Source organism: Legionella sp. km535 (assembly GCF_003990085.1).
GTDB lineage: Bacteria > Pseudomonadota > Gammaproteobacteria > Legionellales > Legionellaceae > Legionella > Legionella moravica.
On record NZ_RZGU01000008.1, the window covers coordinates 51,112 to 71,225 of the forward strand.

Here is a 20,114-nt window from a genome sequence, read left to right on the forward strand (position 1 = left end):
ATACTAAAATGTCGCATCCACTGCCTCGAGTTCTTTTAATTGATAGATCAGATCCAGCGCTTCTCTCGCTGACAATCTATCGGGATCAATGCGTGCCAGTTTGTCTAAAACAGGCGATCGTTTTGGTACAATGATTGGCGATGCCGTGGCCGTGGTTGACTGTGGTTTGTTCTCCTGAATATGGCTTAAATGCTGATTAGCGAGGTGGAGCACTTCTGAGGGGATGCCGGCAAGAGCGGCTACTTCCAGTCCGTAGCTGCGATCAGTGGCGCCTTCTTCTACTTTATAAAGAAAGATAATTCGTCCTGTGTCCAGAGAGGCTTTCAAATGCACATTGCGTATGCAAGGCCATTCTTCTGGTAAACGGGTCAATTCGAAATAATGAGTTGAGAACAGGGTATATGCTTTCAGCGTTGTTGCAAGATATGCACAGCATGCAAAAGCCAAAGCCATACCATCATAAGTACTGGTTCCACGCCCAATCTCATCAATAAGAACCAGACTTTCATGAGTAGCCTGTCTTAAAATATGAGCTGTTTCAGTCATTTCTACCATAAAGGTTGAGCGCCCTGAGGCCAGGTCATCACTTGAACCGATACGTGTAAAAATTCGGTCAATAGGTCCCAGTATTGCCTTATCTGCGGGTACAAAACTTCCAATGTGCGCTAACAGCACGATTAATGCGGTTTGGCGCATGTAGGTTGATTTGCCCCCCATGTTCGGGCCGGTGATGAGCAGCATATTGTGCTTGGGATTGAGTGAGACGCTATTGGCAATAAACTGATCTGGAACAAGCTGTTCTATGACGGGATGGCGACCGGATTCAATGGTGATCCCTGAGGCTTCTACCAGTTCAGGACAGTTCCAATTTAAACTTTGCGCCCGTTCTGCCAGAGTGAACAGAACATCGAGTTCAGCAAGCGCCTGTGCAAGCGTTGTTAATTCGTTAAGGTATTCCTGTATCTCTACCAGTAAATTGTCATAGAGCCATTTTTCCCGGGCTAAAGCTTTGACCTGGGCAGTGAGAACTTTTTCTTCAAACACTTTGAGCTCGGGAGTAATGTAGCGTTCTACATTTTTTAATGTTTGTTTTCTCAAGTACTCAGTAGGTGCTTTTTCTGCTTGAGCTTTTGAGAGTTCGATGTAGTAGCCCTGGACATTATTAAATCCGAATTTTAGTGTGGAAAGACCCGTACGCTGTTTTTCCGCTTGCTCCAGATGAATTAATTTTTCGTTTGCATGAGTGCTTAAGGATTGCAATTCATCCAGTTCTTCATCAAATCCTGGGGCAATCACTCCTCCATCTCGAATTAACACGGGCGGATTATCTATTATCGCAGCAGTCAATAACTCGTGCAGTATGGGTAAAGGGCTGATCTGTATTTTTAATTGATTGATCAATGGTGATTCGTTGTCTTTTAGTGCTTCTTTCAGTTCAGGAAGCAATGCCAAGGTGTTTCGTAAGGCTACCAAATCCCGTGGACGCGCCGATTTTAACGCAATACGGGATACGATACGCTCAACATCACAGCAGTGCTTTAGAATAGGATGAATTAAGGCAATCTGTTCTGCGTTTATAATTTCTTTAATACTCTGTTGGCGGGATTGAATAAGGCTGTGCTGCTTTAAAGGTCGGCCAAGCCATCTTTTCAACAAGCGGCTTCCCATGGAACAGGCTGTATGATCTAAAATGGACAACAGGGTATGATTATTGCCACCATGAACATTCTCAATGAGCTCCAGGTGTTTTTGTGTGGCTGCGTCAAGTTGCAGATAATCGTGGGAATGTTCCAGTATCATTGAGGTAAGGTGGGGTAAAGCTTGCTTTTGTGTTGTTTTTAAGTAAGAGAGCAAAGCGCCTGCGGCAATTAAAGCGGTAGGGTGTTCTTGTTCGCCAAATGCAGTCAGATCCGTTACCGAGAATTGTTCACGTACTTGTTGCAGTGCGCTATCAGAACTGAATTCCCAACCCGGTCGGCTTTTAACTGTAAATTCGCTGCAGTAATCGTATAGTTTCGACGATTCCTCAACGAGGATTTCGGCGGGTTGTAATCGATTAAGTTCTGCACTCAAGTGCGATTCTTCAATTAATTCCAGTAAATGAAAGCGGCCACTGCTTAAGTCTACCCATGCCAAACCTGTTTTATGCTTGTGCTGATGCAGTGCTAACAGCAGATTGTCTTTTTTGGCATCCAGAAGCGCTTCATCGGTTACTGTACCGGGTGTAATAATTCGTGTCACTTGCCTCTCTACGGGGCCTTTACTGGTAGCTGGATCACCAACTTGTTCGCATATGGCTACTGATTCGCCTTTTTTTAACAGTCTGGCCAGATAGCCTTCGACTGCATGATATGGAAGTCCCGCCATAGGAATAGGTTTTCCTGCAGATTGGCCTCTATGAGTTAGGGTAAGATCCAGTAAGTGAGCCGCTCGTTTGGCATCATCAAAAAATAACTCATAAAAATCACCCATTCGGTAAAACAGCAGCATGTCTGGGTAGTCTGATTTGATGCGTAAATATTGTTGCATCATTGGCGTGTGTGATGTGGTCATGAAAGCGTATCAAAATAAGAATGCCGCGATTTTAACAAAACTGTGGTTGTAAGTCAGTAAAGAGATTTCTGCTCCTTAACAGAGCATTATGCACATTGATTTAAATATAAATTTTCATAGATTAAGGATAAGTCCTTCACTTAATGCGAATATTTGCTAGAATTAAAGTGATTTTATATAAAATCTAAATCTAATAGGGAGAATGGTAATGAATCGTTTAGCTATGATAGCTGCAACTGGATTTTTAGCAGTACTGTTAACCGCTTGTGGTGATAATGGTGCTTCTAAACCAACTGATGGTAAAACAGATACTACTGTTGACCAAACACAAACTAAAGGTGACGATGCAGGAAAAACTGACACCGGTACTGCACAACCTGCTACTGAAGGTCAAAGCCAATAAGAGTTTTTAACTTTTTTGGTACCTTAAGAAACCCCATAAACAGTTTATGGGGTTTTTTCTTTAACAGGATTCAGCCATGAATGACCTTAATGCATTAATTAACGAAATTGCTTCCCACTTAAAGAACTCAGCACGACAGATGGTTACTGCTGAATCATGTACTGGTGGTTTAATCGCTGCTTATCTGACTGAAATCCCCGGCAGTTCAATGTGGTTTGAACGAGGCTTTGTTACCTACAGTAATTTGGCCAAACAGGAGCTGTTAGCTGTTCCTGAAGAGTTGTTGGTCCAGTATGGCGCGGTCAGTGAGGAAGTTGCTTCTTCTATGGCGGTTGGCGCTTTGCGGCATAGTGCTGGTCATGTTGCTTTATCGGTCACTGGCATTGCCGGACCGGATGGCGGCAGTATTGAGAAGCCTGTTGGAACTGTATGTTTTGGCTGGGCGATGCATCATTCTAGTCCATTAACTTTGAAAATGCAGTTTGCCGGAACCCGGCATGAAATACGTGAAGCTGCTTGTCGACAGGCTTTGCTGGGCGTTCTCTCTCTTATTAAACCTTAAACCGAATCAATAGTAACATTCTGGCTTCAGTACTCTTTCATTTATCAAATTGGCACTGGTTTCAATTTTTAGTTATCGCTTGGCTGGAAATAGCAGCAAGGACATGATGAATCAGTTTGCCGGCCGCACATATCTGTGTGATAATTTTGTCCTTGCACACTACTACTTGGAATGAATTATGGAAGAGAATAAACAAAAAGCATTATCTGCAGCCCTGTTGCAAATTGAACGGCAATTTGGCAAAGGTTCTGTAATGCGTATGGGAGACAGTACTGTATCCCGCGATATTGAAGCCATTTCAACAGGCTCATTGGGTTTGGACATCGCCTTGGGAATTGGTGGTTTGCCTAAAGGGCGTATCGTTGAAATTTATGGTCCGGAATCATCGGGTAAAACAACGTTAACTCTTCAGGTGATTGCTGAATGCCAAAAAATGGGCGGAACTGCCGCGTTTATTGATGCCGAGCACGCATTAGATCCTAGTTATGCGCAAAAACTGGGTGTCAACGTGGATGAGTTATTGGTCTCTCAACCGGATACCGGTGAGCAGGCTTTGGAAATTACCGATATGCTGGTTCGCTCTGCAGCGGTTGATGTGGTCATTATTGACTCGGTTGCTGCTTTGACGCCGAAAGCTGAAATTGAAGGTGAAATGGGTGATGCACATGTCGGTTTACAGGCTCGATTGATGTCGCAGGCTTTACGTAAACTAACAGCCAACATTAAACGCTCTAACACTTTGGTTATTTTTATTAACCAGATTCGTATGAAAATTGGCGTCATGTTCGGCAGCCCTGAAACAACAACTGGCGGTAATGCATTGAAGTTTTATGCTTCGGTTCGTCTGGATATTCGAAGAATCGGTTCAATTAAAAAAGGCGAAGAAATCTTAGGTAGTGAAACACGGGTGAAAGTAGTTAAAAATAAAGTTGCCCCGCCTTTTAAAATGACTGAATTTGATATTTTATACAACGAAGGTATCTCTCGTGAAAGTGAAATTATCAATCTGGGTGTTCAATTGAATCTGATTGAAAAATCAGGAGCCTGGTACAGTTATAAACAAGAAAAAATTGGTCAGGGTAAAGAGAATGTCCGGTTGTATTTGAAGGATAATCCTCAGATTGCTGCTGTTCTTGAACAACAAATTCGTTCTGAATTGTTAGAAAAAAATCTGCCGATGTTAGCTACTGCGACTGAAGACAGTTTTGAGAGCATTGATGACTAAAGCATTTGATAGTGCCATACGCCTGCTCAGCAGGCGTGAACATGGCGCTATGGAACTGTATAAAAAGCTGGAACAAAAGGATTTTGATTCAGCTGAAATTAATAATGCTCTGGATGCTTGCAAACGACTCGGTTTACAAAATGATGTTCGTTTTGTAGAAGAGTTTATCCGTCTACGAATTCGTCAGGGATATGGTCCATTAAAAATCATGCAGGAATTAGCAAGCAAAGGAGTGGATCGGGACCTCATACACTCTGAATTAGCTAAAGAGCGAGATAATTGGGGCAGTTATGCTCTGGCAGTTTGGGAAAAAAAATGTAAGGGACGTACGGATTTGGATTTTAACGAACAACAGAAACTAAAACGCTTTTTGCTTTATCGTGGGTTTGGTATGGATGTTATTACCACGGTCGTAAACGAGTTAAAGTAATTTTTGATGCGTCCTTTTTCGACAGTAAAGGGTGTCTTCATGCGTCAAATGAACGTGATTCAATAGAGATAATTCAATTAACTTAAATGGTAAGTCGTAGAAAATGAAAAGTTCTGAAATTAGAAAGGCATTCTTTGATTATTTTGCACAACATGGTCATCACTTGGTTGAGTCAAGCTCATTAATACCCGCTAATGATCCTACGCTGTTATTTACCAATGCAGGAATGGTGCAATTTAAAGATTTATTTTTAGGGCTTGAAACCCGAGCTTATCAGCGAGCAGTGAGTGCGCAGCGTTGTGTTCGGGCTGGCGGCAAACACAATGATTTGGAGAACGTAGGCTACACGGCTCGCCATCATACTTTTTTTGAAATGTTAGGCAATTTTAGTTTTGGTGATTACTTTAAACGAGAAGCGATTAAATTTGCTTGGGATTTTTTAACTCAAGTTTTGCGATTACCGGCAGAACGTTTGTGGATTACCGTTTATAAGGATGATCAGGAAGCGGAAGACATCTGGTTAAAAGAAATGGGCGTTTCTGCCGAACGGTTTTCCCGTTGTGGAGAAAAAGATAATTTTTGGTCTATGGGTGATACTGGACCCTGTGGCCCATGTACGGAAATATTTTATGATCACGGCCCAGACATTGCTGGTGGACCCCCAGGAAGTCCCGAGGAGGATGGTGATCGATACATAGAGATCTGGAATCTGGTCTTCATGCAGTTCAACCGGGATAAAGACGGGATCCTGCATCCATTACCGAAACCTTCAGTAGACACAGGCATGGGATTGGAGAGGCTGGCAGCAGTTGTGCAGGGTGTTCATAGCAACTATGAAATTGATAGTTTTCAATACCTGATTCATGCCATTGCCAAACTGGGTATTGATATCGACATCAATCATACCTCATTAAAAGTGATTGCAGATCACATCCGTTCGTGTTCTTTTTTAATTGCCGATGGCGTGGTTCCCGGCAATGAAGGGCGTGGATATGTCTTAAGAAGAATTATTCGCAGAGCAGTTCGTCATGGCAATAAACTAGGCTTACCGACTCCGTTTTTTTCTCAATTGGTGCAGCCATTGATTGATGTAATGAGTGATGCTTATCCCGAGTTAGTAAGCTCTAAAGTACACATAGAAAAAATACTGCTTCAGGAAGAAAATCAATTTGCTCGAACCCTGGAACAAGGATTAAGACTATTACAAGAACAAATGCAGACTGTTAAGGGAAAACAAATATCAGGTCAGGTAGCCTTTAAACTATACGATACCTATGGATTTCCAGTCGATCTCACTGCCGATATTGCGCGTGAACATGGTTTGGCAGTTGATATGGATGGTTTTAATGTTCTGATGCAGCATCAACGAGAACAGTCACAAGCTGCGAGTCAATTTACTGTCGATTATCATGCCAGCACTCAACTGGATCACCAGTCAGAATTTCATGGTTATGAACAGGAAACCATGAAAGGAACTATTATTGCATTGCTTCAGGATGGCGCAGAAGTGAGTAGCCTGAGTCACGGAGTTAAAGGAGCCGTTGTTCTGGATGGAACGCCGTTTTATGCTGAAAGCGGTGGTCAGGTTGGCGATACAGGCTATCTAAGTGGAAAAGACTTTAAGTTTCGTGTCGATGATACCCAAAAAGTGGGACAGGCTATAGTGCACTATGGCGAGGTTGAGATGGGCAGTTTGGCATTGAATCAAGCTGTTGATGCTCAGATTAATGTGCAACGACGAGATGCAATACGATTGAATCATACGGCAACTCATTTATTGCATGCCGCTTTAAAAACAGTTGTTGGCCAACATGTTCAGCAAAAAGGATCATTAGTTGATGCTGAAAGAGCGCGTTTTGATTTTTCTCATTTTGAAGCGTTGACTCCTATACAAATTCAACAGATTGAATTATTGGTGAATGATCAAATTCGGGCGAATAATGAGGTCTTGACTCAAGTCATGGATATAGACACTGCAAAACGAAGTGGTGCTGTTGCCTTGTTTGGAGAAAAATACGCAGAAGCAGTGCGTGTTTTATCTATGGGCGAGTTTTCCAAAGAGTTGTGCGGCGGAACGCACGCGCGTCGAACGGGAGATATAGGGCTATTCAAGATTATCGCAGAATATGGAGTGGCCAGTGGTGTCCGACGCATTGAGCTGGTTACAGGCTCTTACGCTCTGGCCTGGGTTAATGAACAACAGGCTCTTTTAAATGAGCTGGCCTCACTGTTAAAAACTACAACCGGAAGTTTGTCTGAGAAATTGTCGCAATTAATTCAGGACAATAAAAAGCAGGAAAAGGAAATTGCAAAATTGCTCAGTGAGAAAGCCCAGAAATCAGGTGCGGATATGCTGGGTGATGTGGAACAGATTAATGGAATTAATTTATTAATCAAACGATTGGATGGTATGGACAGTCAAACCATGCGCACTACTTTGGATCAACTAAAGTCTTCGTTGGAATCTGCAATAATTGTATTATTTGCAGTAGATCAAGGTAAAATGAATGTAATCGCTGGTGTCAGCAAAAACATTATAGGAAAAGCTCCATCTGCTGCTATGTTAGTAAGACATCTATGTGGCAAAGGTGGTGGTCGTGATGATATGGCTCAAGGAGGAGGAGTAGTTCCAGAAGATCTGGATGCAAAAATACAGGAAATCAGAGCAATGGTATCTGGTTCATAGCTAATATAACTGGGAATGTCATTCCGGATTAAAGGAGAGATCTCCTGAACGCAGTAGGGTGTCTGGATTTGCAGAACCTTCACGGTGTTCAGGATGACGAGGGCTTCAAATATCCTGAGCAGGAGAATAGGCAGATGTATTCAAGGAGGAGAATAAAATGAGTTTTCTAAAGGAATTTAAAGAATTTGCCATGCGTGGCAATGTTGTTGATTTAGCCGTGGCGGTGGTTATTGGTGCCGCTTTTGGCAAGATTATATCCTCTTTGGTTGATGGGATTATCATGCCATTTATTGGCCTGATCATTGGCGGCATCAATATTGCTGGTGAGTCCCTGACAGTTGGTCATGCGGTGATTAAATGGGGGGCATTTTTACAAACCATCATCGATTTTACCCTTATCGCATTTTCTATTTTTATCGCAGTAAAATTTATCAATCTGTTACGGAAAAAGGAAGAAGACCAAGAGCCTAAATTGACTACTGCAGAGGTTCTTTTGACAGAAATCCGTGATTTGTTGAAAGAGAAAAAATAAGATTAGACCTGGTGCGGATTAACAAGGACCTTCTATATTTATTCTATTATTCCCTAATCATTAGGATAACTTCGTCATCACAAGCGGTGTTACAGACGCTAAACTGAAAGAGCACGTTTTTGCGCGCAAGTATTTAAACCCTCTCCCCCACGCTACGCGCGGTAGAGAGGGGATTAGATCGAAAGAAGCTCATTGTTTCTGGACACTAATGCACTGTGTTCGGGATGACGTTTTTTATTCATTAAATCAATATTGTCAACACACTTTATTTTTGTTCCATATTTGAAACTGTTCTTCAGCGATTGTTATGGATTGGTATAAACTACCAATTATTGGTCGTTATTGGTACATTATGAGTCTTTTGTGCTATAATTTTCTTAGATTCCAGGTAATAAGGATATTTATGAACGATCTAATGAATTTAATCGCACTAATAATATGTTTTGGTGTGGGTCTATGGATAATTAATGCATTCATTCCAATGCCAGGTGCTATAAAGAGTTTGCTTAACCTTTTGGTTTTAATTGTTTTGATTATTTATATCTTACAGTTTTTTGGAATAATAAAAACGATATTGCCGATGATAAGAATTATAAAATAAAAACGGGCAATCAATTAGTTATGAATTTATGGATAAATTCATAAAAATCCTGCCATCGTGTTTCATTGTTCGCAGAATATCGCTATTTATATGCATCGTCCTCAACTTACAGCTTTGGTAGGACTTATTATCCCGGATATCATCCTGATACATCCCCATGGAAGGTTTCATTAAGTTCCATGAATTTGCAAACAGCACTATTGGGGCTTGATTACGTCTGTTAAATGACGCATTTTTTGATTCTGTGCCAGGCCTCCAAAAGAGTGATATTGGATGGCAAGGTTCCTTAAGGTAGAAATCAGAAAATTGAAGCATAATCAGTTCCTCATCTGATTCAATTTCATTTATATAAAGATTGGCTCTGGATGAAAGTATCATGGCTGTCCCATTAAAAATGTGACGTCTTTCCGAGCGTAGCGAGGAATCTCCTGCAAGGTTGCACGATCCCATTACAATGCGGCCATTAAAATCATATCAAGAGTTTAAAAGGTAATGATAATTAATGCATTAATTCAGATTGTGCCAATTTTCAGGAGATTCCTCGCTGCGCTCGGAAAGACGTCACATTTTTAATGGGACAGCCGTGATGAAAGTATTAATTTCTCTTGACTTGGTTTGACTGATTTGATGTGCTTGAAGTAACTTTCAGAGTTGCATCAAAGCAATTGTGGGAGTGATTCTGACAAGATGTTGTCTATACCAATGTATTAATATAAAGGGAGTTGTATTATGCCAAAGGTACACAATGCAGATAAAAATACGTTTGATGTAGTGTTTAAAAAATTGGTAGGTATTAAAGAAGAATTGAAAAATTCACACAGCCTGGATGTGCTGAAATCGATAATTATCCGCTATGATGCGGTTCAGTTAAAATTTGACCGCGATATTCAGTTAATTCAAGCGGATCAACAAATAAATAAAGATCTGAACAAACTCATGAATCGTATTGATGAGTTAGTTTTTAATTCTTTGTTTCAAGCTCTTGAGAGAATGAAACATGAACTGAAACATTGTCACAGTTCGGATAATTTAAATTCCTTGATTCAGCATCATTCTCAAATTAATACCGATACCCCTTCAGTACTAAGGCATATTACCAAGCATCCATCAGCACAAAATAAAATTATTAAACTAGAGAAAGAAATAGCCCAACATCTGCAAAGAAAAAAGCAGGAATTTTCCCGAACAGAACCAAAAAATGAGTTGAACACTGATGAAGCCGTCAGGGTAACAAACGCCAATCCTTCCGGTAATAACACAGTAATCACTGAGCCTCAACCGAATGCATCCCATAAAGATAATGCTGGAGCAGAAACTAATGGCTCTGAGGTTAATGAATCAGTAGTGAGGCATTTGGTTTCTAAAATAAGTTCATGGCAAAAGCATAAAAGACCGTCTGCTGTAACGTGTACTTCGGATCCTGTCTCTAGCCGGGGATCTGCTTCTTCTGAGCATGCAACGAGTACTGTACAGGCCGATTCCTCTCAATCCGATAAGGTCACAAAGCAGGATTTGGATATTAAACAAATGAAGGCGCGGGAACTGCAACTGCATCAGTTTGATAGGTTAGTCAAACAATTGGTCATTAAGCGCGATGAGTTTCATAAACGTTATCCTCTGGAACTTGATGATGAGGTAAAAAAGCCTTATGGTGCTGCCTGCCAATTAGTTCAAAGACTCATGAGTTATTCGCAAATGTATAAAGAGGGAATGATCGATATTAACGAATTTAAAGAACAGGCAACTCATGAGATTCGCGAACAGCGTAAAGGGGTTCTTAGCGAGCATAGGGGATACAAAGAATTAATGGCTAATATATTGCTTGCATTAGGGACGTTGGGTATCGGTTATGTTATAGCTGCATTGTTTACCCAAAGCTTGTCGCCTATCAAGCTTAATACCAGTACAGTAAATCAACTGGATGAAACCTTGAACGCAGTAGAACAAACGGAACAAACCAGTGAAGCCAGATTATGTTAACGGTTGAGCAAAAGCGTATTGGAGGATATTTCTTTAAAAGAGATTGATTGAGGGTTAATGACTACAAGAACAGTCAGCAGGAGCATTGATGTCGGAAATAACACTAAGAAATTATAAATGTGATAATGCAAAATTTTTTTTGATATTCTGTGTGGTGCTCTTGCATTTTATTTCCCCCCATCGCAGTGGAATACTGACGCAGAGATATTTGTTGACGCAAAATCTGTATGTGTGTTTGCAATTACTAGCCATGCCTTGTTTTACTCTGATCTCAGGTGTATTCAGTCACAAACAATTAACGGAACGCTCTATGGGCAAAATTCTTACCCATTTAATTGCGCCTTATATTATTTTTGAATTGATTTATTCCTATGTCGCTCGAGACTACAATACCAAGTTATTGATAATAGAACCCTTTTATATTTTGTGGTATTTGCTGTCTCTTGCTATTTGGAGAACAGTTCTTCCATATTTTTTGCAGATAAAATGTCCTTTATTAACATCAGTTATAGTGGCCTTGCTCATCGGCTTTTGTGGCAAAATGGGTGATGTATTTGCTTTGGGAACTACTTTTTTATATTTTCCATTCTTTGTTTTGGGGTTTAAATTAGCGCAATACAAAGAGCGGCACTGGAATTTATGGTACAAAACGGGGGCAATTATTATTTTTTGTTGTATCGTCTGTCTGGTATTCTATATATCGCCTAATAATGTAAAACAATTTGAACCCATTCATCCTTATTTTTTTATTTATCATACGACCCTGAGCAAAGCGCTTTTTTTACGTGGTTTTTGGATGATTATTTCACTATTTTTTTGTTTCAGTTTCCTGATCTTGATGCCGTCGCGGTGCACCTTTTTTACAGAGTGGGGGCAGCGAACGATGTATCCCTATTTGTTGCATGTATTTTTTTTACTGGGGCTAATCGATTCGGGTTTGTATCAGAAGGATACTTGGTATTATGTGTTGCTTTTAATTGCTCTTGCACTGCTGACCACCATCGTGTGTTCTATGAAATGGGTTAGCCAGTTGACTCGTCTATTGGTAGAGCCTGATTTAAACTGGCTTTTGAAGCAACGTAGAGAATAAAATCAAATATTATGCAAAACTGATTCGCTGATAACGAACAATTGGAATATGGGTAGTGATGCTCATGATTGCCTGCGAGAATTTGGGAAAACGAATGCTTGCGTATTTGTTTGAGATCCCAGTAGGCGGATTAGGAAAAATTGTCTACTGAGCCTTTAAAATAGCTTCGAACAAAAAACTGATGTTCCTCAAAGTGGAACAGATGACATAATGAATACATCCATTCGTCGGAATTTAATTTGTAATCCTTGCTTTCTACCACTGATGGGGGATTAATTCGACATGTAAATCCCATATCACACAATCTGGATTTTAAATTGCCGCTTATGATGTTACAGACCTCTTTTGAAACGTCCAGAATTTCCTGGGTGGATTGGATGTCAGAAATAGATTGATCCAGCATGCGAGCGGTTATGATTCTTCCAAATTCTTCAGTTAACCCAATTACAATTAAACCACTAATCAATTCACCATCTAAATCAACAAGGCCCATAAACTCAAATTTATGATGCTCGACACAGGTGTGATCATGAGGCGTTTCCAGATCCATGGATAACATTGTTGAAAACATATTCAATGTGGAGTCAGTTATAATTTTTTGTATGTTTATCGTATTAATATTATTCATAGCATAATCAACTGTGTTAATTAAACGTTATGATGAAGAAAGTCGCTCGGCATTTCTTCGTCTCAAGATAAATAACATCGACAACATACACTATGTACCAGATAAAAATGGCTTCTGATGTTACATGTGTTTTTCGAGCATTAAACAATCAATTATTTCTCTTTCTGGAACAAATTGAAAAAATAAAAGCAAGCTCTTTTAAAGATATTAGGTCAATAAGAAACTTATCACAAGTATTTTGGGTTTAAAGAGTGGATAATATCACTTATATTTTCGCTTATTTTTTTGGTTTTGGGTTTATTGAGTCGCTCTTTAATGTCGTTGAGGGGGGGCATTTATGAAACCCTTGGGGGTTGGGTTGTTAGTGAGCCTCTTGGGATTTTGTACTGTCATTTTGGCTAATTGTGTAAAAATTAATTAATTTTTTGTATTGCGGAATAATGAAATTCTTGCTATTAACATTTAATAACCCCAAATCACTTAAATAGCGTAAGGCCCTGATTACTGTTTCTTCAGCCAAACCGAGATAGATGCCAATCTGCTTGCGTGATAAGTTTATTTTGATTTCAATATCATCACACAGAAAAGCATGCTTTTTCTTGACTATGGTCAAGATAAAAAGAAGGACTCTTTTTATGGGATCTTTATGTACCAGAAGAAATTGTTTAAACGAATTACTTTCTTCAAGATTTTTTAAACGAATGGTTAAAAACTCAGTATAAAGAGGGGTAATATTAAATACATTTGTATTGAGATAACACAGGCTTGATGTTTCTATTGATTTTAACCGTATGGTGTAATGAACCTCAGTCTCCGAATAGTCCACAATCATGTCGCCTGGGTAATAGATATCTATTAAGGAAATACTACCCTTTGCGTCTGCGTATTCTTTGATTACTGCCCCTGTCCTGACGATTATAATTTGATTTTTCTCAATAAAATCAGTTGAAATGTACTCGTTTGCATGAGCAATTCGGGCGTGCAACTCAATAGATTCTTGCAGCATGTTTGCTAAGTCAGCTTTTGCCATAAGGCAATTTTTTAGCATATAACAACTGCCGCAGCTTGAAATTGAGGGTGTCTGATTTTTGTGCATTTTTGGAGTTTTATCTTATGAAATTATCAAAAGTGGATTAAATGTAATATGTCCTTCGGCTGCTGTAAATACGGTATTCGCTAAATTATTTATTACCGAAATGGTTTAATTCTAAACGAGCATTTTAATTGACTACAGCGCTTAAAAAATGGTTCATCTCATGGGATGAACAGGAGGGGGATGTATCCAGAAGACTCTATGAAACATTTAATAATCCAACGGTCTGATGATTACAAAAATTAAAAATTGATTGCAAGCAGTTTTTAATCATTCTTTTAGAAAATTGTCATTTAATTTTTGGCGATCAGCTACCTTTATTAATAGAGAAGTTAAGTTTAAAAAAAATAAAAAGTGTTTAAAATTCGAGCCACTTTGTTTTACCTGTTTTCCAGATTGATTAAAACACTGGGAATTAAGCGGAACTTCAAAAGTTATAACGATGTACAGGAATGCATTGTGAGACCAATGTGTATTAAAGGATAGGCGCGTATCTTTTTGCTATTGGATTACAAGTACTATGAAAGACCTAGGAGATCGTGCAATGACAACGTATAAGATAGTAACAATAGATGACAGTAGTGTGATTAGAAAGATTGTCAATAAAGCATTTCAACCATTTGATTGTTGTGTCAGTGAAGCTGAAAATGGTGCTGAGGGCTTGGTTGTTATCTATCGCGAAAAACCGGATTTAATCATTCTTGATTTGACCATGCCGGTCATGAATGGAATTGAGATGCTTGAAAAAATAAAAGCTGATCCCTCGGTTAAAGACATTCCAGTCATTATGCTTACTGCTGAATCAAGCAAGGACGTAGTGGTTCAAATTATCAAACTGGGCGTTAAAGATTACATTTCCAAACCTTTTCAAAGCGATCAGTTGATGGAACGGGTCAAAAAATATTTGGCTTTGGAAGAAAAGAAAGTGTCTCAGTTTTTCATTAAAGATAATGACATCGATATTCTGGTATTCCCAGACAAAATGAGTACTCATGCCGTTACAGAAATCAAGGAGCAGCTCAATACTTCGATCAAAGAGGGTGCCAAGAAGATTATAACGGATATGTCCAAGGATGATGTTCTGAATTCTTCTGCAATTCAGCTGATTGGTTTTATTCTCAATAGTTGTAAGAAAGCGCAAATCAAACCTATTGTCATCGCAAAGGCTTTAGTAGCAAAAGAATTAAAAGAATATGAAGAGACTGCATCAGCCATCACCTGCTTAACCCTTGATGAAGCGAAAAAAAGTTACGAAAGCTAACAGGGTTTCAGGTTAATTGAATAACCAGAGAGAGTTAACGGAATAATCTTAGGTGTAAAACAAGGATGGGCCAGGATCATGAATGAGGATGATGAAATAATAAAAGAGTTTTTGACTGAATGTAATGAACATCTGGATAATCTGGATAATGGATTTGTAGCAATAGAACAAGATTCCTCCGATCCTAAAATCCTGTCTGCTATCTTTCGATCCATACACACCATTAAAGGTGGCGCGGGGATGTTGGCTTTTAATAAACTTGAAAAATTAACCCACGCTGCGGAAAGTTTATTGTCGTTGTTACGAGACGGCAAAATCTCCCTGGAAACCGAAATCACTACTAATTTGTTGCATACAGTTGACGCCGTAAGAAGTATGCTTGCGTGTATTTCGGATACCGGACAGGATGGCGAGGAAGAATACCTTTCGCTAATTGAAACCCTGCATCAGCTGCAATCCGTTAATGAACACTCATCGCAAGCGAAAGATACCGCTTCCGAGACTGGTTCATGCGACACTGAGACAGAAAACGCTCAGGACCAGTCTGTTGTTTTATCTTCAGATCATGACATAAATTCTATGGAGCCTGATGAACCTGCAGCGACGCATCATTCCAAAGATGATGTATTGATTTCTAATGCAGAGCCAGCTCAACCTGTAGAATCAAAAGTGCCAAATTTAGCTGATTCAACAATAAGAATTAACGTCGAGCTGCTGGATCAACTAATGAATCTCGTCGGTGAGTTGGTACTTTCACGAAACCAGATTTTACAATTTATTTCAATGGATTCTGATACGAGTTTTATATCAGTGTCTCAGCGTCTTAATTTAATTACTTCAGAGTTACAAGAGGGAGTAATGAAAACACGAATGCAGCCCATTGGTAATGTCTGGGGAAAATTTCCCCGGGTTATTCGTGATTTGGCAACTTCCTGTCAAAAAAAAGTAACTCTGCAAATGTTTGGCAAAGAAACAGAATTAGATAAAACCTTGATTGAGGCAATTAAAGATCCTTTAACGCACATAGTACGTAATTCGGTCGATCACGGTATAGAAAAACCCGAAGTACGCAAAGCGCTAGGTAAACCAGAAGAGGGAACTCTGTCTTTAAAAGCCTACCATGAAGGTGGACATGTCAATATTGAGATAACTGACGATGGTGGAGGAATTTCTTCAGAAAAAGTGAAGGAAAAGGCTTTAGCTAAAGGATTAATTACGAAAGAACAAGCATCACGAATGAGTGAGCGCGATGCGCTTTACCTTATTTTTCTTCCGGGGTTATCTACAGCTGAAAAAGTAACGAATGTTTCTGGGCGTGGCGTTGGTATGGATGTTGTGCGCACCAATATAGAGCGGATTAATGGCACTATAGACATTCAGAGCAAGGTGGGTGAGTCAACGACGATTAAGGTTAAAATTCCTCTGACTTTAGCCATAATACCGGCTCTTATCGTTACCTGTGATAGTAATCGCTATGCAATACCGCAGGTGAATCTCCTGGAATTGGTACGACTGGAATGCACTCAAATCAAACAGGACATCAAGTTCATTAAGGATACGCCTGTTTATAAACTCCGAGGTAAATTGCTTCCACTGGTTTATCTTGCCAAAGAGCTGGAATTACCTCATATGTCACAACTTAAAGAGATCCATGACAGCATTAATATAGTGGTTCTGCAAGCGGGTGAAACGCATTTTGGTTTAATTGTAGACAATATAAATGACACGCAGGAAATTGTTGTAAAACCCTTGAGTAAACTCTTGAAGAATGTCACCGCTTTTGCAGGTGCAACCATAATGGGGGATGGTAAAATATCCTTGATTCTGGATGTGATGGGATTAGCCCGTAAAGCAGGATTACTTCCCAATAACATGCAATCCAAGAAAATCCCTCACCAGAGACAGGAAGCCGCAGAATCAGGTCAAAAACAAACTTTATTATTATTGCGATCCGGCAGTCAATCACTCATGGCTGTTCCATTAAGTAAAGTGGATCGTATAGAGGAATTTTATGAAAGCAGTATAGAAACTGCCGGAAAGCAAGAGGTGGTTCAGTACCGTAATTCGATAATGCCTCTGGTTCGACTGGATCAGTTTATTGATGGGCACTCTAATGCATCAGAGAAAAGAGAAAAAGTTCAGGTAATCGTGTATTCGCGTTCTCAAAGAAATTTTGGCCTTATTGTGGATCATGTCTACGACATCGTTGAGGGAACGTTCGTCCTGGATAAGCAAATAACCAGGAAGGGAGTATCTGGTACAGCAGTAGTTGAAAATAAAGTGACTGAGATATTGGACGTTGAAAACATCATTTGCTCAGTATTACCAACGTATTTCGATTCGGCAAGCGCCTAGGAACCTATCATGAGTGATGAGCGTAAATTATGTACTTTTTATGTAGATAAATATTTCTTCGGTATAGACGTTAGTCGAATTCAAGAGGTGATTCGTTATCAGGAAATGACCATCGTTCCCTTAGCTGATGAGCGTATCAGTGGTTTGATTAATTTACGAGGGCAGATAGTCACAGCCATTAACATGAGAACTCGACTGGAATTCCCCCCTCTTTCTGAACAGGTAAAGCCAACGAATGTGATTGTTCGAGTTGAGGATGGGGCAGTGAGCTTTCTGGTTGATGATATAGGCGATGTGATTGATATTTCTTTAGATCATTTTGAGCCACTCCCTGAAAACTTAAAAGGGGAAATAAGGGCGGTACTCAAGGAAGTATGCAAACTGGATGATGAATTACTGTTAATTTTAGATATAGATAAAGTAACCAGTTTAGGTCAGGTTGAGCAAAACGTTATTTAATCATAAGGGAAACATCATGAATAATATGGACGATTTAAACGATAAAAATCAAGCAGTACCCGCTATGACCAAAGGAAATGGTAAAGCAGGAAAAGCTGTAGGTGTTTTAAGTGAGGAAGAGATCCGTAAACGAGAACATGATGCGCTATTAAAAATTATCAATATGACCAGCATTGTTTCAACTGCCGACAAACGTGGTGACATTCTATCGGTTAATGACAAATTATGTGAGGTGTCTCAGTATGATAGAGACGAGTGCATTGGTAATCCTCACAATATGTTTCGGCATGAAGACACTCCTAAAAGCCTGTTTAAAGAGCTTTGGAATACTATAGGTACAGGGAAGGTTTTCAGAGGAAAAATAAAAAACAGGAAAAAAGACGGCTCACCCTACTACGTCGATGCAACCATTTGCCCTGTTTTGGGAGAGGATGGCAAACCTATTAAATATTTGGGCGTCCGTTATGAAATAACAGATCAGGAAATTGAACGTCAGAACATGAAAGGTATTATAGAGGCTATTAATCAAGCCTCTGCTTTTATTGAGTTTGATACCAGTGGCAATATCTTGAATGCCAACACAAATTTCTTAAATACCATGGGGTATAAGCTCAGTGAAATACAAGGGAAGCATCACAGCATTTTTGTGGATCCTGCTTTTGCTAAAACGGCTGAATATGAAAATTTTTGGAAAGAATTGGCTAATGGCACCACATTCAACAATGAATACAAGCGATTTGGCAAAAATGGTGCTGAAATTTGGATTAATGCTGTCTTTGCACCAGTTAAAGATGAAATGGGGAAGGTGTTTAAAGTAGTAAAAATAGCAACAGATATTACCAAACAGAAACAGGATCAGGACATCATTATTAAAAAAGTCGATGTCATCCTTGACATAGTAAAAGCCGCAAGCGAAGGGGATTTGACTAAAGAAATTACAATTGATGGCGACAAGCCTATAGATCTTGTTGCTACATCCTTAAAAACATTTTTTCAACAATTACGACAAACCGTTCAGTCTATAGCGAACAGTTCACGAGCATTAACTTCATCCGCAGATGAAATGACTTCAAACGGACAGCAAATGGCAGGAAACGCAGAGGAAACTTCAGCTCAATCCAATTTAGTATCTGCTGCTGCTGAGGAAGTAAGCCAGAATATTCAAACCGTTGCAGCCGCTGCAGAAGAGTTAAATGCCAGCATTAATGAAATTGCAAAAAATGCGATTGATGCCGCTCAGGTAGCCAATCAAGCGGTTGTCGTTACTGAGGATGCCAATCGAACTATGGTTAAACTGGGTGAAAGCAGTACTGAAATTGGCAACGTGGTTAAAGTCATTACTTCAATTGCGCAACAGACCAATTTATTGGCTTTAAACGCCACCATTGAAGCTGCTCGAGCAGGCGAGGCGGGTAAAGGGTTTGCCGTTGTAGCTAATGAAGTCAAGGAGCTGGCAAAAGAAACAGCAAAAGCAACAGAAGACATTAGCCGTAAAATAGAAACCATTCAAGCCGACACGCAGGAATCTTTAAATGCGATTACCAAAATAAGCAACATCATCAAACAGATCAACGAGACCCAAAATACAATAGCGACGGCGGTTGAGGAACAAGCGGCCACTACCAGTGAAATTGGGCGTAACGTTTCTGAGGCAGCCAAGGGAGGCTCGGAAATTTCTGAAAATATTATGAGTGTCGCGCAAGCAGCTCAGGATACTGCAAAAGGTGCTATGAGCAGCCAGGAGGCAGCCAAAGAATTGGCAAATATGGCAGCAGAACTACAAAAGATTGTGTCTCAATTTACTTGCTAGTTTGGCATCAATCAGGGCAGAGGAGAGGGATATGAGGGTCTTATTAGTTGATGACTCCAAAACGGCAAGAACTTTGTTAAGTCGTATTTTTAAGGAGTTAGGCAATTGGGAAATTCTTGAGGCGAGTAATGGTGAAGAAGCCTTATCTCGCTTGAATGAAGTAGGTTCACTGGATCTGGCATGTATTGATTGGAACATGCCAGTAATGAACGGCCTGGAATTTCTTAAAATAGCCAAAAAGCAGCCTAACTTTGCGGAAACATGGATGATGATGGTTACCACAGAAACGGAAATGGAACATATCACTCGAGCTATGGTTTCAGGTGCCAATGAATATGTCATGAAACCCTTTACCAAGGAAGTGATTATCGGAAAGCTCCAGATGATGGGGCTTGCGCCACCCTTGGAAGAATTGTGAATTAAGATTAATGAAGCAGGAGATTATT

17 protein-coding genes are annotated in these 20,114 nt (G+C 39.8%); 14 read left to right on the forward strand and 3 right to left on the reverse strand.

From position 1 onward, the window contains the following. Positions 1-3: 3 nt before the first annotated feature. Positions 4-2,553: a DNA mismatch repair protein MutS gene (gene mutS / locus ELY21_RS06370; RefSeq protein WP_127107942.1), complete on the reverse strand. Its 2,550-nt coding sequence runs from the start codon at positions 2,551-2,553 to the stop codon at positions 4-6. Positions 2,554-2,761: 208 nt separating this feature from the next. Here mutS and ELY21_RS06375 point away from each other — a divergent pair, with 208 nt between their 5' ends. The 9 genes from ELY21_RS06375 (at position 2,762) to ELY21_RS06415 (ending at position 12,062) form a co-directional block, all read left to right on the forward strand. Beyond that, the gene (locus ELY21_RS06375) at positions 2,762-2,956 is read left to right on the forward strand and encodes a hypothetical protein (protein ID WP_028383028.1); all 195 of its coding nucleotides are present in this window, start codon (positions 2,762-2,764) and stop codon (positions 2,954-2,956) included. Between the two features lie 76 nt (positions 2,957-3,032). Then, entirely contained in the window at positions 3,033-3,518 is a 486-nt protein-coding gene (locus ELY21_RS06380; protein ID WP_127107944.1) for a CinA family protein, read from the forward strand. A gap of 178 nt (positions 3,519-3,696) precedes the next feature. Next, a complete protein-coding gene (gene recA, locus ELY21_RS06385; RefSeq protein ID WP_028383026.1) occupies positions 3,697-4,743 on the forward strand; it encodes a recombinase RecA in 1,047 nt (348 codons plus the stop codon). Further along, on the forward strand, positions 4,736-5,173 hold the full coding sequence (gene recX / locus ELY21_RS06390) for a recombination regulator RecX (RefSeq protein ID WP_127107946.1): 438 nt from the start codon (positions 4,736-4,738) through the stop codon (positions 5,171-5,173). Before recA ends, recX begins: the two co-directional genes overlap by 8 nt. A gap of 103 nt (positions 5,174-5,276) precedes the next feature. Further along, complete coding sequence (alaS, locus tag ELY21_RS06395) at positions 5,277-7,859, forward strand: alanine--tRNA ligase (RefSeq protein ID WP_127107948.1); 2,583 nt, start codon at positions 5,277-5,279, stop codon at positions 7,857-7,859. 157 nt (positions 7,860-8,016) lie between these two features. After that, positions 8,017-8,391 (forward strand): large-conductance mechanosensitive channel protein MscL, encoded by a 375-nt coding sequence (gene mscL, locus ELY21_RS06400; protein WP_127107951.1) that lies wholly within the window; start codon positions 8,017-8,019, stop codon positions 8,389-8,391. A gap of 403 nt (positions 8,392-8,794) precedes the next feature. Continuing rightward, the gene (locus tag ELY21_RS15830) at positions 8,795-8,992 is read left to right on the forward strand and encodes a Thivi_2564 family membrane protein (RefSeq protein WP_028383022.1); all 198 of its coding nucleotides are present in this window, start codon (positions 8,795-8,797) and stop codon (positions 8,990-8,992) included. Between the two features lie 729 nt (positions 8,993-9,721). Next, complete coding sequence (locus ELY21_RS06410) at positions 9,722-10,972, forward strand: hypothetical protein (RefSeq protein WP_127107953.1); 1,251 nt, start codon at positions 9,722-9,724, stop codon at positions 10,970-10,972. A gap of 88 nt (positions 10,973-11,060) precedes the next feature. After that, positions 11,061-12,062, forward strand: coding sequence for an acyltransferase family protein (locus ELY21_RS06415; protein WP_127107955.1), 1,002 nt, complete (start codon positions 11,061-11,063; stop codon positions 12,060-12,062). A 130-nt stretch (positions 12,063-12,192) separates the two neighbouring features. Here ELY21_RS06415 and ELY21_RS06420 read toward each other — a convergent pair whose 3' ends face one another. Together ELY21_RS06420 and ELY21_RS06425 are read right to left on the reverse strand one after the other, a co-directional pair. Then, entirely contained in the window at positions 12,193-12,690 is a 498-nt protein-coding gene (locus ELY21_RS06420) for a chemotaxis protein CheX (protein WP_127107957.1), read from the reverse strand. A 361-nt stretch (positions 12,691-13,051) separates the two neighbouring features. Then, positions 13,052-13,720 carry a Crp/Fnr family transcriptional regulator gene (locus ELY21_RS06425; RefSeq protein WP_158618525.1) on the reverse strand — a complete coding sequence of 223 codons (669 nt, stop codon included), beginning with the start codon at positions 13,718-13,720 and terminating at the stop codon, positions 13,052-13,054. Between the two features lie 607 nt (positions 13,721-14,327). Here ELY21_RS06425 and ELY21_RS06430 point away from each other — a divergent pair. From ELY21_RS06430 to ELY21_RS06450, 5 genes are all read left to right on the forward strand, one after another. Further along, a complete protein-coding gene (locus ELY21_RS06430) occupies positions 14,328-15,044 on the forward strand; it encodes a response regulator (protein ID WP_051190550.1) in 717 nt (238 codons plus the stop codon). Between the two features lie 78 nt (positions 15,045-15,122). After that, positions 15,123-17,399 (forward strand): chemotaxis protein CheA, encoded by a 2,277-nt coding sequence (locus tag ELY21_RS06435; protein ID WP_035921216.1) that lies wholly within the window; start codon positions 15,123-15,125, stop codon positions 17,397-17,399. Between the two features lie 9 nt (positions 17,400-17,408). Beyond that, complete coding sequence (locus ELY21_RS06440; RefSeq protein WP_127107961.1) at positions 17,409-17,858, forward strand: chemotaxis protein CheW; 450 nt, start codon at positions 17,409-17,411, stop codon at positions 17,856-17,858. Between the two features lie 16 nt (positions 17,859-17,874). Next, a complete protein-coding gene (locus ELY21_RS06445; protein ID WP_127107963.1) occupies positions 17,875-19,668 on the forward strand; it encodes a methyl-accepting chemotaxis protein in 1,794 nt (597 codons plus the stop codon). Between the two features lie 31 nt (positions 19,669-19,699). Then, the gene (locus ELY21_RS06450; protein WP_028383014.1) at positions 19,700-20,086 is read left to right on the forward strand and encodes a response regulator; all 387 of its coding nucleotides are present in this window, start codon (positions 19,700-19,702) and stop codon (positions 20,084-20,086) included. Positions 20,087-20,114 lie beyond the last annotated feature (28 nt).